The organism is Rahnella aquatilis CIP 78.65 = ATCC 33071, assembly GCF_000241955.1.
Lineage (GTDB): Bacteria > Pseudomonadota > Gammaproteobacteria > Enterobacterales > Enterobacteriaceae > Rahnella > Rahnella aquatilis.
Map to the genome: position 1 here is coordinate 4,446,920 of NC_016818.1, position 16,236 is coordinate 4,463,155.

Consider the following 16,236-nt stretch of genomic DNA (forward strand, 5'->3'; position numbering starts at 1 on the left):
CACTCCTTTTGTTAGCGGCGGCGGGCCATCATCTCGTCCACAATGTCGCCCAGACGCTGCAATTTTGGCGCGGAGACATCCCTGAGCATGAGTCCGGTATCAGGTAAACCAACCACGGATGACCAGACCGCGCGGCCCGCAAGGAAGCCGGACGCGCCCGCTGTCATGGCGACGCTGACCGCACGCGGGAAGAGTTTTTCATCAACGCCGGAGGAGAGGATCACCCACGGCATATGAATGTGTTCATTGAGGTGTTGTGATGCCTTCAGCAATTCAGCCTGCGTCCCGCGTCCGCTGAGGGGCATTTCGACTTTATAAAGATCAGCGCCGCTGTCGCCGAGCTCTTTCGCGGCGTCGACAATCGCCTGTTCACGGTCAAATTTATCGCCACGACGCGGCGGCCTGACCACTGGCTCGATAATGCTCAGTAATCCGTGCGCATGGCAGCGCTGATTAAATTCTTTCACCATTTCCAGACGCTGTTGCGGGTCTTCATCGCTGCGCCACAGCACCAGTAATTTCAGCGCCTTGCCGCCGTTTTCCCGCACCTGTTGCGGATCCACATTTTTATCGATCACCACGCTGTCCACCGGAATGCCGTTGCCGGGGATAAATTCGTCAGCCGCGACAATCATGGCGCAGTTTTGCGCAATGGCCTGCTGGTCAACAATCTGGCGATAACAGAACTGCTGATCGACCAGAATCGCCGAGGCGTACGGCGATAAAATCCGCGCAGCATTGATTTTAAAATCGGTCAGCACCTGATCGGCGACCGGGGCTTTCGCGCCCGCGGCCACGAACATTAAGCGCATCGCTTCACGCTGATCGACCGCCAGCATGGCGAAGCCGCCGGACGGACGGGTGATATCGTTAAGGCTGTAATGAGTCATTCAACTTTCCTTGGTTAAGGCGTTACGGATGTGTTTTCTGAGCCAGACCGGCGCTGGTGCGCACCTGCTCGAGAATGGCGGTCCAGTCCTGACGCCCGCGCCCGGCGGCACGCGCCTGGTTGTACACTTCGCGGGAAGCCGCACCGAGCGGCATCGGCACATGCAACTGGTTGGCGACGTCCAGCGCGATACCGAGATCTTTATGGGCGAGGTCAATCATGAAGGCCGGTGACAGATCGCCTTTCAGCACTTTGTTCGGCCATGACGTCGTGAAGTGGCCTTTTCCGGCCGGTGTGCCGCTCATCACCTGCAGCGCCACATCGAAAGAGAGATCCAGTGCCTCGCACAGCACGGCGGCTTCGGCGGAGAGCGCATTCAGGGCAATGCTCATGTAGTTATTGATCAGTTTGACGCGGATCCCTTTGCCCGGCCCGCCCGCATTGATCAGCTCTGACCCCATCGCCATCAGCACCGGCGTCGCACGCTCAACCTGTTCCTGCGTACCGCCAGCCAGCAGCAGTAATGTCCCCGCTTCGGCGTGATCGGAGGTTCTGCCCACCGGCACATCCATCAGGCTGAAGCCTTTTTCGTGCATCTGTGCGATCAGCGAGTCGGTTTGTAACGGGTGAATGGTCGACATATCGATCACCAGTGCCGACGGATTCAGGGTTTCGCAAATGCCGTCGCGGCCAAAAAGCACATCGCGCACCAGATCACCGTTGGGCAGCATGGTGATGACAAATTCTGCGCCCTCCGCCGCCTCTGCCGCGCTCCTGCTGCCTGCTGCGCCCTGACGTACAAGCGATGCCACCGCCTGCGGATTAAGATCGAACACCGCTAACCGGTGCCCCTGTTTAATCAGATTGGTCGCCATCGGCGCGCCCATTTGCCCCAGGCCAATAAATGCCACGTTTGCCATGCGTCTCTCCTTTGTGCTGATCAGGCATGTCACTTTGTGATAATCAGTGGTGTCTTTGTTTGTCGTTTTTTGATCGTATTTGTAATTTAAGGTCAAAAAATTGACAGCCATCACTTTTTTAACAATTCGCTAAATTAAAATAACCTCATCAAAATACGCTTAAGGAATAGCCATGATTCGCATTGCCTGTGTCGGAATTACCGTGATGGACAGGATCTATTACGTTGAAGAACTGCCTGCGGAAGGGGGAAAATATGTCGCTGAAAAATATCATGAAGTGGGCGGTGGTCCGGCGGCCACGGCAGCGGTCGCGGCGGCCAGATTGGGCGCGCAGGTGGATTTTATTGGTCGTGTGGGTGATGACGATACCGGCAACCGGCTGCTCGCGGAGCTGGGATCCCTGGGGGTAAACACCCGCTATGTCCGCCGCGTTGAACAGGCCAGTTCGTCGCAATCGGCCGTGCTGGTGGACAAAAACGGTGAGCGAATCATTATCAATTATCCCGGCCCGGATTTGCCCGCTTCCGCCACGTGGTTACAGGCGATCGATTTTTCCCAGTGGGATGTGGTGCTGGCCGATGTACGCTGGCATGACGGTGCGAAACAGGCGTTTACGCTGGCGCGCCAGGCCGGTGTGATGACGGTGCTGGACGCCGATGTGACGCCCCAGGATATCGCTGAACTGGTGACGTTAAGCGATCACACCGCGTTTTCCGCCCCCGGTTTACAGCGGCTGACCGGAAAATCTGACGCCGGTTCTGCGTTAGTTAACGCCCAAACGCTCACAAAGGGTCATGTGTATGTCACGCAGGGCAGGCAAGGTTGTCTCTGGCTGGAACATGACAAGCTGCATCATCAGCCGGGCTTTGCCGTCAACGTGGTGGACACCACCGGCGCGGGGGATGTGTTTCATGGTGCGCTGGCAGTCAGTCTGGCTCAGGGCTGTCCGCCTGCCGGTGCAGTGCGCTTTGCCAGCGGCGTGGCTGCCCTAAAATGTACACAGCCCGGTGGTCGTGCGGGGATACCTGATTGTGATCAGGCCCGGTCTTTTTTGTCACTTTCTGTATAGAATACGACTCAGACGCTCATTTTGAAGGATGTATCCATGAGTCTTACTGAACTGACCGGCAATCCGCGTCACGATCAACTGCTCGGGCTGATTGCCGAACGCGGTTACATGAACATTGAAGAACTGGCGGCGCTGCTGGATGTCTCGACCCAAACCGCCCGCCGCGATATCCGCAAACTCAGCGATCAGGGGCTGATCACCCGCCATCACGGCGGCGCGGGGCGGGCGTCGAGTGTGGTCAATACCGCCTTTGAGCAGCGTGAGATTTCCTGGACGGAAGAGAAAAAAGCCATTGCGCAAGCCATTGCCGATTACATCCCCGACGGTTCCACGGTGTTCATCACCATCGGCACCACCGTCGAGCAGGTGGCGCACTCGCTGCTCAATCACAACCGGTTGCGGATTATCACCAACTGTCTGCGCGTCGCGCATATCTTATATAAGAATCCGCGCTTTGAAGTGATGGTGCCCGGCGGCACGTTGCGCCCGCACAACGGCGGGATTATCGGCCCGGCGGCCACGGCGTTTGTCGCCGGATTCCGTGCCGATTATCTGGTGACCAGCGTCGGCGCGATTGAAGGTGACGGTGCTCTGCTGGAATTTGACGTCAACGAGGCCAGCGTGGTGAAAACCATGATGGCGCATTCACGCCATATTCTGCTGGCGGCCGACCATACCAAATATCATGCCTCGGCAGCGGTCGAAATCGGCAACATCTCGCAAGCCACGGCGTTGTTCACCGATGAACTTCCGCCCGCCGGATTGCTCAAGGTACTGAAAAATCATCAGGTCGAAGTAATAAAAGTCAGCACGGCGGAATAAAAAAAGCCGACATGTCTGTCGGCCTTAATCAACATCTTATCCCCTAAATAATTTGGGTTACGGGAAGGCGGTAAGTTCAGGAAGCCCCGGGAGCAGGGACGTACCCTGTGACCGGGGTGAGTGAACGCAACCAACGCAGCAGCAGCCCGAAGTATGACGGGGATTTACTGGACCGCGGCGAAAGCTTCAGCCACCTGTTTCACATTGTGGTGATTCAGACCGGCCATACAGACGCGTCCGCTGAGGATCAGGTAAACGCCGAACTCTTCACGCAGACGGACAACCTGCGCTTCGCTGAAGCCGGTGTAGCTGAACATCCCGCGTTGTTGCAGCAGGTAGTCAAAATTACGGCCCGGCAAGGCGGTTTTCAGGCTATCGACCAGCGTGTGGCGCATTTCCAGAATACGGGTGCGCATCTTCTCGACTTCCGCTTTCCACTGAGCATTCAGCGCGCTGTCGCTCAGGACTTTCGCCACCACTTTCGCGCCGAAGCCTGGCGGGCTGGAGTAGTTACGGCGCACGGTGGCTTTCAGCTGACCGAGTACACGCCCCGCCGCGTCGCTGTCTTCGCAAACCACAGACAGCCCACCGACACGTTCGCCATACAGGGAGAAAATTTTCGAGAAGGAGTTGCTGACGAAGCAGTTGACGCCCGCAGCGGCCATCGCGCGGATGGCGTAAGCGTCGTCGTCAATGCCCGCGCCAAAGCCCTGATAAGCGATGTCGAGGAACGGGATCAGTTCGCGCTGTTTGGCGATCTCAATCACCTGATCCCACTGCGCTGGCGTCAGGTCAGAACCGGTCGGGTTATGGCAGCACGGGTGCAGCAGAACGATGCTTTGCGCCGGTAAGGTTTTCAGGCGTTCAGTCATCGCGGTGAAATTCACACCCAACGTTTCAGGGTCAAAGTACGGATAGGTATGCACTTTGAAACCTGCGCCACTAAAGATGGCCACGTGGTTTTCCCAGGTCGGGTCGCTCACGTAAACTTCTGAATTCGGGAAGTAAAACTTCAGGAAATCCGCGCCAACTTTCAGTGCGCCGGAACCGCCGACGGTCTGAATGGTCGCGATACGCTGTTGTTTCAATGCCGGATGATCCGCACCAAACAGCAGTTCCTGAATGCCTGCGCGGTACGCCGGCAGACCTTCCATTGGCAGATATACTGACGCGGCCTGTGGCCCGGCGTTCAGTTGTTGTTCTGCATTTTCCACCGCAGCCAGTTGCGGAATAATACCCTGCTCGTCGTAATAAAGACCGATGCTCAGGTTTACCTTATCTTGTCTCGGGTCGGTCTTGAAACTTTCCATCAGCGACAAAATCGGGTCACCGGCATAGGCATCGACATGTTGGAACACGGTATACATCTCCTTGGTTTGGTTGAGTGGCGCTGCGATCCACGTCCGGCAGCCCGGCGCATCGCAACTGTTTCACAGACTATCAAAGTTCGTTAAAAAAGATGACAACTATGTTGTCGATTTTCGGGCACTCATTGCGTATCAAACCATCCGTTCGCCTGAGATGCTGATCCGCTCACATGAACTACGATCAAACCATCAACTCATCCATCCGGAGCACCGCAATATGACAACTCAACATTCACTGCAAGGCAAAGCAGCTTTCGTTCAGGGCGGTTCACGCGGCATCGGCGCCGCTATCGTTCAGCGCCTGGCTCGCGAAGGTGCCAGCGTGGCCTTCACTTACGTTTCTTCTGAAGAAAAAGCGCAGGCACTGGTGAAAAGCATTGAGGCCAGCGGCGGTAAAGCGCTGGCTATCAAAGCCGACAGCGCCGATGAAAGCAGCGTCCGCACGGCAATCGACAACGCGGCGAAAACGTTCGGTAAAATCGATATTCTGGTGAATAACGCCGGTGTGCTGGCATTCGGCGAAATCGATGCGCTGACGATGGATGATTTTGACCGCACCATCGCCGTCAACGTGCGCAGCGTGTTTGTCGCCAGCCAGCAGGCGGCACGCCATATGCCTGACGGCGGCCGTATCATCACCATCGGCAGCGTCAACGCTGACCGTATGCCGTTCCAGGGCGGCGCGGTGTACGCCATGAGCAAATCCGCCATCGTCGGCCTGACCAAAGGCCTGGCACGGGATTTGGGCCCGCGCGGCATTACCGTGAACAACGTGCAACCCGGCCCGGTCGATACCGATATGAACCCGGCGGACGGCGAAATGGCTGACGGTATGCGTTCTTACATGGCGCTCAACCGCTACGGCAAAGACAGCGAAATCGCCAGCTTCGTAGCTTATCTTTCCGGTCCGGAAGCGGGGTATATCACCGGTGCGAACCTGACCATTGACGGGGGTTTCGGCGCGTAATTCCGGGCACTGTAGGTATAAAAATGGCGCACACGTTGTTAATTAACTAACGCGTTGCGCCATTTTTTATCCGTTTCATCAGACGCTGTAACGTCCCGGACGGTGATTCATCGCAATAATCAGGTTGACGATCACCGCGCCCAGCACCGAAGCAATCAGCATTTCAAGGCTGACAACAAACAGTGACGCCAGCACGATGCAGCAGTCCACGCCCATTTGCAGTTTACCGGCGCGGATACCGTATTTGTCCTGCAGAAACAGGGCGAGAATGTTCATGCCGCCCAGACTGGCTTTGTGACGGAACAGCACAATAAAGCCGATGCCCATAATTACGTTGGCAAACAGCGTGGCGTAAAACGGCTGAAGATGATCGAAATGAACAAATAGCGGATGCAAATCGGAAAACACGGAAACCAGCGCGACGGCGGCGAAGGTTTTCAGGGTGAACGGCAAACCCATACGGCGGAAAGAGAGATAATAGAAAGGTAAGTTAATGATAAAAAACGCGGTACCGAACGATACCTGCGTCACGTAATGCGCCAGAAATGCCATTCCCGCCGTGCCGCCGGTCAGCGCGCCGACCTGACGCAACATTACCACGCCAAAAGAGACCATCAGCGTACCAATAATGATCGCCAGCGCATCTTCAACCAGCGTGTGCCCGATGCGCGGCTGCTCAACCGGCGGTTTGATGTCGTCAATACTTGCCATAATTCCCGGTGCCTCAAAATAATAATACTAAAGACTGATTTTGAGATAATTAATGAGATAGAGAATTAAGGCAATATTCACGCACGGAATTTGCATTAAAAATCGAAAATAAGATTTTATGACGCGTTAATTATTCTTTACATGCACAAAGAGCGCATATTCATTCATAATAATGCACCATTAAAGTGAGACTGCACCAAAATAAATCACCTTAATAGTGCGCGTGAAATAAGGCGCGACTTTCCTCAACCCAGCGTCAATAAACCGTTTTCTTTTAAACGGTTAAGCACTACCGATGTTTTTACATGGGCGACACTTTTATGTACTGACAGGATTTGGCTTATCAACGCGCTTAAACCGGCTAAATCTTTCACCGCAACTTTCAGCAGATAATCCGCATCGCCGGTGGTTTTATAGGCATCAATAATGGCGTCGACATCGCCGAGCATACTGTGGAATGCCTCAACCTGAGCAGGTAAGTGATTGATAAGTCTGACTTCGATCAAACCGATCATGCCCAACCCCAGCGCTTCCGGTGCCAGACGGGCATGATAGCCGAGGATCATCTGCGCCTGCTCCAGACCAATCCGGCGGCGTGAGCATTGTGAGGCAGACAGCCCTACCAGTTCGCTTAACTCCTGGTTGGTCAGTCTTCCGTTGGCTTGTAATAAGGTCAGAATTTTCAGATCGTAATCATCAATACTGTACATAGCATTGTTCCTGTCGTTTTAATTTTTATGTGTCGGATTTGTATTGCAAATAACATTGCAAAAAACATTCCCACTATAGCGAGTTATAAATACTTATCGGCTGTTTTTTCTTATACTTGCGCACATTGATACCGCAAGGAAAGAATAATGAAAAAAGTACTCTGTTCTCTCGTTTTACTGTCAGCGTTGCCCGGTTTCGCAAAAGCGGATGCCACCTCTTCCCGCCTTGAGCGTGTATTACAGAAAGGCTCGCTGAATGTCTGCACCACCGGCGACTATAAGCCGTACACCTTTTTGAAAGAAAACGGTGAGTATGAAGGCATTGATATTGCAATGGCGCAATCACTGGCGGCAAGTCTCGACGTGAAAGTGAACTGGGTGCCGGTCACCTGGAAAACGCTGCCTGACGAAATGAGCGCCGGGCATTGTGATATCGCGATGGGCGGAATTTCAGTGACGCTTAAGCGCCAGCAGAAAGCCTGGTTCGCTAACGTATTGGATCAGGACGGGAAAATCCCGCTGGTGCGCTGCGAAAATGTGCGTCAGTACCAGACCGTTGAGCAGCTAAACCGCGCGTCCGTGCGCCTGATTGAACCGGCGGGTGGTACCAATGAAGCCTTCGTGCACAGCCATCTGCCAAAAGGCACGCTGACCCTGAGCGATAACGTGACCATCTTCCAGAAGCTGGTGGATAAAAAAGCGGACGTGATGATCACTGATGCGTCAGAAGCACTGTATCAGCAGAAACATTACCCCAAACTGTGTGCGGTGAACCCGAAGAAGCCACTGCAATATGGCGAAAAGGCTTACATGCTGCCGCGTGATGACGTGAGCTGGAAGATGTATGTCGACCAGTGGCTGCACCTGAGTAAAGCCACCGGCGAATATCAGAAGATCGTCAGCCAGTGGCTGGCGGTGAAAAAGTAAGATTTAGTCGCCAATATAAACGCGGGCGACACGCTCGCTGAGTTGGGTAATCAGCTCATAAGCACTGATACCGGTTGCCTGCGCAATGCGCTCAACCGGTAATTCCCCGCCCCAGAAAATCACTTCATCGCCAACGCTATCTTTCGCATCCGGCCCTAAATCGACGGTGATCATGTCCATCGAAACACGTCCGGCAACCGGCACTTCGCGGCCATTGACCCATACAGGCGTGCCATTTGGCGCACTGCGCGGATAACCGTCGCCGTACCCCATCGCCACCACGCCCAGCCGGGTATCGCGGTCACTGACCCAGGTACTGCCGTAACCGACAGGATCACCGGCGAAATGCTCACGGACGGCAATCAGGCTGGAAGTCAGCGTCATCGCCGGTTGCAGACCAAAATCGCTGGCCGAACCGGTTTCCATGGGTGACACTCCGTACAAAATAATGCCAGGGCGAACCAGATTCATGTGCGATTCCGGCCACAGCAAAATACCGCCGGAAGCTGCGATAGATTTCAGCCCCGGCTTGCCTTCTGCAAAAGTATTAAAGCAGTTCAGCTGTTTCGGCGTGGCGTCGCTTTCCGGTTCATCCGCACGACAGAAATGGCTCATCATATTGACCGGCTGAACCACGTTTTTGCAGGCACTCAGACGCTGATAAAAGGCATCGGCCTGCGCCGGATGGACACCTAAACGGTGCATACCGGTGTCGATTTTCAGCCAGACATTCAGCGGACGCGCGAGATCAGCACTTTCCAGCGCCTCAAGTTGTTCGATGCTGTGAACAGCGGTATCCAGCTGATGCCCGACCAGCAGCGGTAATTCGCTGGCAGAGAAAAAACCTTCGAGCAGGAGAACGGGTTTCACCACACCGGCCTTGCGCAAGGTGAGTGCCTCACTGAGCCGGGAAACGCCGTAATAATCGGCATCCTGCAGGCTGTGCACCGTCTCCAGCAGACCATGCCCATAAGCGTTTGCTTTCACCACCGCAACCAGACGACTTTGTGGCGCCAGATGGCGCACCCGTTGCAGATTGTGTCGCAGAGCGCGGCGATCAATGACAGCCGTAGCCGCTTTCATTTTAAGTCCTTTGCATGAAATTATTGAGGTTTTAGCAGCCTAAAGGGGCGTTATTGGCGCAGCCAGTTTGCGTTCGGCCAGCGCGGAAAAACCGGAGCGTACACAAAGTACGTGAGCCAATCTTTCCAAAAAAGTGAGCACTGCCCGGGTTCAAAATGGCAAGTAAGCTAGCCCCGCACTAATCTTCGTCGTATTGCGGGCCGCCATAGTTATCAAATCGCGACCACTGACCGTTAAAGGTCAGGCGGACGGTACCGATCGGGCCGTTACGTTGCTTACCGAGGATGATTTGCGCGATGCCTTTTTCTTCACTGTTATCGTGATAGACCTCGTCACGATAGATGAACATGATTAAGTCGGCATCCTGCTCGATGGAACCGGATTCACGTAAATCGGAGTTAACCGGACGTTTATCCGCACGTTGCTCCAGGCTTCGGTTCAGCTGCGACAGCGCCACCACCGGCACCTGTAACTCTTTCGCCAGCGCTTTGAGCGAGCGGGAGATTTCAGCAATTTCCAGCGTACGGTTGTCAGACAGCGCCGGAACGCGCATCAGTTGCAGGTAGTCGATCATGATCAGGCTCAGGCCGCCGTGCTCACGAAAGATGCGTCGCGCACGCGAACGGACTTCGGTTGGCGTCAGGCCGGAGGAGTCATCAATATACATGTTACGTTTTTCGAGCAGAATTCCCATGGTGCTGGAAATACGTGCCCAGTCTTCATCGTCGAGCTGACCGGTACGGATTTTGGTCTGATCGACACGGGAAAGCGACGCCAGCATACGCATCATGATCTGGTCGCCGGGCATCTCAAGGCTGAAGATTAACACCGGTTTATCCTGCATCATCGCGGCATTTTCGGCGAGGTTCATCGCAAAAGTGGTTTTACCCATCGACGGACGCGCCGCCACGATGATCAGGTCGGATTTTTGCAGGCCTGCGGTTTTCTTGTCGAGGTCAGCATAGCCGGTTGAAACGCCGGTTACGCCGTCATGCGGGCGCTGGAACAGTTCTTCGATACGGGAAACGGTGCTTTCCAGAATGCGGTCGATGCTTTTCGGGCCTTCGTCTTTACTGGCGCGGCTTTCGGCTATCTGGAATACGCGGGATTCAGCTAAATCCAGCAGGTCTTCGCTGCTGCGGCCTTGCGGATCATAGCCCGCGTCGGCAATTTCATTGGCGACGGAAATCATTTCACGCACAACAGCACGTTCGCGCACAATGTCGGCATAAGCGCCGATGTTCGCCGCACTGGGGGTATTCTTAGAGAGTTCTGCCAGATACGCAAAACCGCCGACAGAATCCAGATCGCCTTTCTGTTCCAGAGATTCAGAAAGCGTGATCAGATCGATCGGTTTGCTCATTTCCAGCAAACGCTGCATTTCGGTAAAAATCAGGCGGTGCGGGCGACTGAAGAAGTCATTGCTGACCACCCGCTCGGCCACGTTATCCCAGCGTTCGTTGTCCAGCATCAGCCCGCCCAGAACGGATTGTTCAGCTTCCAGCGAGTGCGGCGGAAGTTTCAACCCTTCCATCTGGCGATCGCGGTTTTCGTTCTGTTGATTGGTCGGTTTTTTTGCTGCCATCTGTGGATTATTTCCTGCTCTAAGCGCCTGTTTTATGAGCGTCGGGTTTCCAAAAATCGGAGCCTGACTCGCGCGACAGTATAAACCATTTCAAAAGGGTATTAACCCTTCGTGCCGAAAATCTGGATTGTCCCGGACATTTAGCCTAGGGTTGAAATCAGTCCCCATCACGAGGAAAAAACATGGCAAAGCGCATCCAGTTTTCTGAAACAGGTACCCCGGACGTTCTGCAATACGTGGATTATCAGCCGCAGGATCCGCAGGCAGGCGAGGTTCAGGTCGAGAATAAAGCCATCGGAATCAACTATATCGATACTTACGTGCGCAGCGGTCTTTACGCACCGGCCAGTCTTCCGGCAGGTTTAGGCACGGAAGCGGCAGGCGTAGTCAGCAAAGTCGGCAGCAGCGTCACTGACATCAAACCTGGCGATCGCGTGGTGTACGCACAATCCGCGCCCGGCGCTTACAGCGAATTCCACAACGTACCGCAGGAAAAAATCTCCCTTTTGCCGGACGCGATCAGCTTTGAACAGGCGGCGGCATCCTTCCTTAAAGGGCTGACAGTTTATTATTTACTGCGCAAAACGCATGAAGTGCAGGCCGGTGAAACCATTCTTTTCCATGCCGCTGCCGGTGGCGTAGGCCTGATAGCCTGCCAGTGGGCAAAAGCGCTGGGTGTAAAACTGATCGGCACCGTGGGCTCTGATGAAAAAGCCGAACGCGCCAGACAGGCGGGCGCCTGGGAAACCATTAACTACCAGAAAGAAGATATCGCGACCCGCGTGGCCGAACTGACAAACGGCGAAAAAGTCGGTGTGGTTTACGATTCTGTCGGCAAAGACACCTTTGAAAAATCGTTAAACAGCCTGAAACGCCGTGGTTTGCTGGTCAGTTTCGGCAATGCATCCGGTCCGGTAAAAGGCGTGGATCTGGCGATACTCAATCAGAAAGGTTCGTTGTTTGTGACGCGCCCTTCCCTGAACGGCTACGTCACTAACCGTGAAGAACTGGCGGAAGCCAGCAGCGAGCTGTTCTCACTGATCGCCAGTGGCGCAATAAAAGTAGATGTCAGCGACGCACAGAAATTTCCGCTTTCCGGGGCAAAACGCGCGCATGAAACGCTGGAAAGCCGCGTGACGCAAGGTTCGAGTTTACTCATCCCATAACTCATAACTGTTCTCCTAAGCCAATGCAAAAAAGGCTTTCACGGATGTGAAAGCCTTTCTTACTGTCTGACTCAGACGACCTCTGATTTCAGACGGGTACTGCTGTAGGGTACTGCCAGGTAAACCCACAGGGCGATGTCACTTAAGCGACTATTGTGTGCCTCAGCGGACTTGATGAATTCGGTTTACAGCCTGCTGGCTGCCAATGAATTCCATCCTAACAGTCACCCATGTTAAAAAATATGATTAATGCATTTCGACCGCACATTCTGACCCAGCTTGTGATCGCTAGCACATAAGCAAAAGTTATCGCTGCAACAGTTACATTTTTTTGCGCTCAAAACACAGCCAGCAATCGTCATAATTTCATGCGGTTACGGGAACAGATAAATTGAAGCGGTTATTACGGCAAGCGACGGCGACGGTATTTTGGCTCATCAGGCCGGAAAAATGCCCGGTAAATCCAGACCGCAACCACGGCTAAAACCAGCCAAGGCAACATTTTTATAACAATCGCCAAAAACCCACCCACCATCATCAGCGCAAAGGCCACGACCAGCGCCGCCACCATACCCAATAAAGAAATGCCGGTCAGCATCAGCATAAAGAAAAAACCAAGCACGAAGAGAATTTCCAGCATCGGGTGCTCCTTAATAAGCCATGTGCGATAAGACGTAGCGTCCAGACACGTATTCGCTATTACAAGAAACGTGCCAGTGTGAAGGGATAAATAATTGATTGAATATTAAGGAAAAAATAATTCGCAGGCACGAACGACCTGCGAAAATGTAGTAAATTTGACTAACAGATAGCGTTTTTACTCACCCTGATTTTCAGAGTTGCGTCGCCACTTCCTGCTGCTGAGCGACCATTTGCAACGCCTGCTCGACCACCTCGATGCCCGCGCCCGCTTTATGCGCATTCTCGCTGAGATGGCGACGGAACTGACGCGCACCCGGCACACCCTGGAACAGACCGAGAATATGGCGGGTGATGTGGCCAAGGTAAGTGCCTTTGCCCAGCTCCGCTTCGATATACGGATACAGCGCGCGAATAACGTCCGGCCCGGTTTTCAGCGGCGCATCGGAGCCGAACAGCTCACGATCAACGTTCAGTAAAATGCCCGGATTCTGGTAAGCCTCGCGCCCCACCATCACGCCATCCATATATTGCAGATGGGTTTTGGCTTCTTCGAGCGTTTTAATGCCGCCGTTAATGGCCATCGTCAGATGCGGGAAATCACGTTTAAGCTGATACACGCGCGGGTAATCCAGCGGCGGGATTTCACGGTTTTCTTTCGGACTGAGGCCGGAAAGCCAGGCTTTACGCGCATGAATAATGAAGGTATCGCAGCCGCCGTTTTCAGACACCTGACGAATGAAATCACACAGGAATTCGTAGCTGTCCTGATCGTCGATACCAATGCGGGTTTTGACCGTGACCGGAATGGAAACCACATCGCGCATCGCTTTAATGCAGTCGGCAACCAGCGACGCCTGCCCCATCAGACAGGCACCAAACATGCCGTTTTGTACGCGATCTGACGGACAACCGACATTCAGGTTAATTTCGTCATAGCCGCGTTCTTCCGCCAGCTTCGCGCAATGCGCCAGATCAGCTGGATTGCTGCCACCCAGTTGCAATGACACCGGATGTTCTTCATCGCCAAAGCCCAGATAATCCCCTTTGCCGTGAATAATGGCCCCGGTGGTCACCATTTCGGTATACAACAAGGTCTGACCGGTCATCAGCCGGTGAAAATGGCGGCAATGGCGATCGGTCCAGTCGAGCATAGGCGCAACGGAAAAACGCTGAGCGGAAAACGGGGTGGTCTGGGGCATTGCGTGTTGAGTTTCTGACATCGGCCTGACATTCGCTGAAGGGGTTCGTGGCGCTCCCGCCAGCGTAGCCGCCGGAGGGAATGTAATCGTTGATTATATCACAGAACAAAGATTCGGCATCTTGTGCCGTTGAGCAGGCGACTGCCGACGTTGCATCACCTCTGAATGGCGCATAATTCGTCGTTTTGGTGCAAGCATGATAAAATAATCAGTGGTCGCATGATGTGGCCTATCCATTCCAATCTGCGCTCAGAGACCGTTGCCATGACCCTGAATAATCCGGAAAAATTACTTTCACAAGCTGAAGAACTTTGCCAGCAGCGCAATGTTCGCCTGACTCCGCAGCGGCTGGAAGTACTGCGTCTGATGACGCAACAACCCGGTGCGATCAGCGCCTATGATTTGCTGGATCTGCTGCGTGTGAGTGAACCGCAGGCGAAACCACCGACCGTTTACCGGGCGCTGGATTTTCTGTTAGAACAGGGGTTTATTCATCGCGTTGAATCCGCAAACAGCTATGTTCTCTGCCATCATTTTGAGGAACCGAGCCATACTTCTGCCCTGTTTATCTGCGACCGCTGCGGGCTGGTCACAGAAAAAACTACCGACGGCATTGAAGAACGTCTGGCAAAACTGGCATTGGAATCCGGCTTTGAACTTCGCCATTCGGTAGTAGAAGCGCATGGATTGTGTGCGGAATGCAACGTCGTGGAGACCTGTGACAGTCATGAACATTGCGATCACGACCACAGTATTGTGGTTAAAAAACGCTGAGGGATGAACGCGTTACGACGAAGAGTCTGAAGAAGTAAAAGGTTGGGTACTTCCGTGTACCCGTATCCTGAATTGTTCCGGGTAGAAGCAACTGCTGCCAGGATACGTCACTGATACGCGAGGGGGAATCGCGTATTACCAGTGATATTTATTTTTGGTTTCCCATTCATGGAGCTCTTTTTCGGCCTGATCTTTCTGATAGCCGTAACGCTCCTGAATTTTACCGACTAACTGATCACGTTTACCTTCGACCACTGTCAGGTCGTCATCAGTCAGTTTGCCCCATTGTTCTTTCACTTTCCCTTTGAACTGTTTCCAGTTACCGTCGGCTTGATCCTTATTCATACAATATCTCCTGTTACCTTGGGTTTGGTGAACTGCATTTCTCGTTTGCAGCTCGTCCTTAACACTTTAAAGGTTAGTAGAGAATCTCGATTAATCCTCTTAAAGCAGGGATAAAACCCGTTATTAGGATTAATCCAAAGCAGGAAATAACGACAATCCAGCGTTTATTTCTTTGAAAACAGTAATAATCAGTCCGCATGAGGCGAAAACCAGGTGTCATGCCGCCAGTAACAGTAACGACACCATATCCAGCCCGGTGAAATCTGACTCAGCAATATCTGACCGAGTAATTCGAGTTATATCAAGGCGGCAACTAAGCGAACGCCGGGAGCATACACGAGTATGTGACCGGGGTTCGCGAAGGCAGCCAACACAGAGATAGCTCGAAGTACGAAGGTCAGATCCAGTCGCCGTTGCGGATGACGCCTACGGCCAGCCCTTCAATGCTGAAATTCTGTTCGCGCAAATCCACTACGATCGGCTGGAATTCGCTGTTCTCAGGCAATAACTGCACCATACTGCCCTGTTTTTTCAGGCGTTTCACCGTGACTTCATCATCAATGCGGGCCACGACAACCTGACCATTACGCACATCTTGCGTTTTATGTACGGCCAGCAGATCGCCGTCAAGGATACCGATATCACGCATCGACATACCGCTGACACGCAGCAGGAAATCGGCGCTTGGCTTAAACATCGCCGGATCAACCTGATAGTGCCCTTCGATATGTTGCTGGGCCAGCAGCGGCTCACCGGCGGCAACGCGGCCAATCAGCGGTAAACCTTCTTCTTCTTCCATCAGCAGGCGAATGCCACGTGATGCACCGGAAACAATCTCAATAACACCCTTGCGCGCCAGCGCCTTAAGATGCTCTTCCGCCGCATTGGGAGAACGGAATCCCAGTCGTGATGCAATCTCTGCGCGGGTTGGTGGCATACCGGTGGTGGAGATATGATCGCGAATAAGGTCGTAGACCTCTTGTTGTCTGGTCGTTAAAGCTTTCATTCCGCCCCCTGGTTGTTTATACAGTCTTGCTGTGAGTATATACAGCTAAACGGT

At 53.6% G+C, this 16,236-nt stretch carries 17 protein-coding genes; 6 read left to right on the plus strand and 11 right to left on the minus strand.

Features of this window, described 5'->3' with window-relative positions:
• Positions 1-11: 11 nt before the first annotated feature.
• Positions 12-890, minus strand: a complete 879-nt coding sequence (yihT, locus tag RAHAQ2_RS20120) for a sulfofructosephosphate aldolase (RefSeq protein WP_015698986.1) — start codon at positions 888-890, stop codon at positions 12-14.
• A gap of 22 nt (positions 891-912) precedes the next feature.
• Positions 913-1,809 (minus strand): sulfolactaldehyde 3-reductase, encoded by an 897-nt coding sequence (yihU, locus tag RAHAQ2_RS20125; RefSeq protein WP_015698987.1) that lies wholly within the window; start codon positions 1,807-1,809, stop codon positions 913-915.
• A gap of 172 nt (positions 1,810-1,981) precedes the next feature.
• On the opposite strand from yihU, the gene RAHAQ2_RS20130 reads away from it, so the two are divergent.
• Together RAHAQ2_RS20130 and RAHAQ2_RS20135 are read left to right on the plus strand one after the other, a co-directional pair.
• The gene (locus RAHAQ2_RS20130; protein WP_015698988.1) at positions 1,982-2,878 is read left to right on the plus strand and encodes a sugar kinase; all 897 of its coding nucleotides are present in this window, start codon (positions 1,982-1,984) and stop codon (positions 2,876-2,878) included.
• Between the two features lie 36 nt (positions 2,879-2,914).
• Positions 2,915-3,700, plus strand: a complete 786-nt coding sequence (locus tag RAHAQ2_RS20135; protein ID WP_015698989.1) for a DeoR/GlpR family DNA-binding transcription regulator — start codon at positions 2,915-2,917, stop codon at positions 3,698-3,700.
• A gap of 164 nt (positions 3,701-3,864) precedes the next feature.
• Here the strand turns inward: RAHAQ2_RS20135 and RAHAQ2_RS20140 are convergent, their stop codons facing one another.
• Positions 3,865-5,058 (minus strand): amino acid aminotransferase, encoded by a 1,194-nt coding sequence (locus RAHAQ2_RS20140; RefSeq protein ID WP_015698990.1) that lies wholly within the window; start codon positions 5,056-5,058, stop codon positions 3,865-3,867.
• Between the two features lie 226 nt (positions 5,059-5,284).
• Here RAHAQ2_RS20140 and RAHAQ2_RS20145 point away from each other — a divergent pair, with 226 nt between their 5' ends.
• Entirely contained in the window at positions 5,285-6,034 is a 750-nt protein-coding gene (locus tag RAHAQ2_RS20145) for a 3-oxoacyl-ACP reductase family protein (RefSeq protein WP_015698991.1), read from the plus strand.
• A gap of 78 nt (positions 6,035-6,112) precedes the next feature.
• Here the strand turns inward: RAHAQ2_RS20145 and RAHAQ2_RS20150 are convergent, their stop codons facing one another.
• Both RAHAQ2_RS20150 and RAHAQ2_RS20155 read right to left on the minus strand, forming a co-directional pair.
• The gene (locus tag RAHAQ2_RS20150) at positions 6,113-6,745 is read right to left on the minus strand and encodes a YitT family protein (protein WP_015698992.1); all 633 of its coding nucleotides are present in this window, start codon (positions 6,743-6,745) and stop codon (positions 6,113-6,115) included.
• Between the two features lie 245 nt (positions 6,746-6,990).
• Positions 6,991-7,455, minus strand: coding sequence for an Lrp/AsnC family transcriptional regulator (locus RAHAQ2_RS20155; protein ID WP_015698993.1), 465 nt, complete (start codon positions 7,453-7,455; stop codon positions 6,991-6,993).
• A 147-nt stretch (positions 7,456-7,602) separates the two neighbouring features.
• Between RAHAQ2_RS20155 and RAHAQ2_RS20160 the strand changes: the two genes are divergently transcribed.
• Complete coding sequence (locus RAHAQ2_RS20160) at positions 7,603-8,382, plus strand: transporter substrate-binding domain-containing protein (RefSeq protein WP_015698994.1); 780 nt, start codon at positions 7,603-7,605, stop codon at positions 8,380-8,382.
• A 3-nt stretch (positions 8,383-8,385) separates the two neighbouring features.
• Here RAHAQ2_RS20160 and alr read toward each other — a convergent pair whose 3' ends face one another.
• Together alr and dnaB are read right to left on the minus strand one after the other, a co-directional pair.
• A complete protein-coding gene (alr, locus tag RAHAQ2_RS20165; protein WP_015698995.1) occupies positions 8,386-9,465 on the minus strand; it encodes an alanine racemase in 1,080 nt (359 codons plus the stop codon).
• Between the two features lie 178 nt (positions 9,466-9,643).
• Complete coding sequence (gene dnaB, locus RAHAQ2_RS20170) at positions 9,644-11,050, minus strand: replicative DNA helicase (protein ID WP_013577363.1); 1,407 nt, start codon at positions 11,048-11,050, stop codon at positions 9,644-9,646.
• 182 nt (positions 11,051-11,232) lie between these two features.
• Here dnaB and RAHAQ2_RS20175 point away from each other — a divergent pair, with 182 nt between their 5' ends.
• Positions 11,233-12,216 (plus strand): quinone oxidoreductase, encoded by a 984-nt coding sequence (locus RAHAQ2_RS20175; protein WP_015698996.1) that lies wholly within the window; start codon positions 11,233-11,235, stop codon positions 12,214-12,216.
• Positions 12,217-12,619: 403 nt separating this feature from the next.
• Here RAHAQ2_RS20175 and pspG read toward each other — a convergent pair whose 3' ends face one another.
• Positions 12,620-12,856, minus strand: coding sequence for an envelope stress response protein PspG (pspG, locus tag RAHAQ2_RS20180; protein WP_015698997.1), 237 nt, complete (start codon positions 12,854-12,856; stop codon positions 12,620-12,622).
• Between the two features lie 193 nt (positions 12,857-13,049).
• Positions 13,050-14,057 carry a tRNA dihydrouridine(20/20a) synthase DusA gene (gene dusA, locus RAHAQ2_RS20185; RefSeq protein ID WP_037040457.1) on the minus strand — a complete coding sequence of 336 codons (1,008 nt, stop codon included), beginning with the start codon at positions 14,055-14,057 and terminating at the stop codon, positions 13,050-13,052.
• 264 nt (positions 14,058-14,321) lie between these two features.
• Between dusA and zur the strand changes: the two genes are divergently transcribed.
• Positions 14,322-14,831: a zinc uptake transcriptional repressor Zur gene (zur, locus tag RAHAQ2_RS20190; protein ID WP_015698999.1), complete on the plus strand. Its 510-nt coding sequence runs from the start codon at positions 14,322-14,324 to the stop codon at positions 14,829-14,831.
• A 135-nt stretch (positions 14,832-14,966) separates the two neighbouring features.
• Here the strand turns inward: zur and RAHAQ2_RS20195 are convergent, their stop codons facing one another.
• Positions 14,967-15,176, minus strand: coding sequence for a CsbD family protein (locus tag RAHAQ2_RS20195; RefSeq protein WP_015699000.1), 210 nt, complete (start codon positions 15,174-15,176; stop codon positions 14,967-14,969).
• Positions 15,177-15,573: 397 nt separating this feature from the next.
• Positions 15,574-16,182 (minus strand): transcriptional repressor LexA, encoded by a 609-nt coding sequence (gene lexA / locus RAHAQ2_RS20200; protein ID WP_015699001.1) that lies wholly within the window; start codon positions 16,180-16,182, stop codon positions 15,574-15,576.
• Between the last annotated feature and the right edge of the window lie 54 nt (positions 16,183-16,236).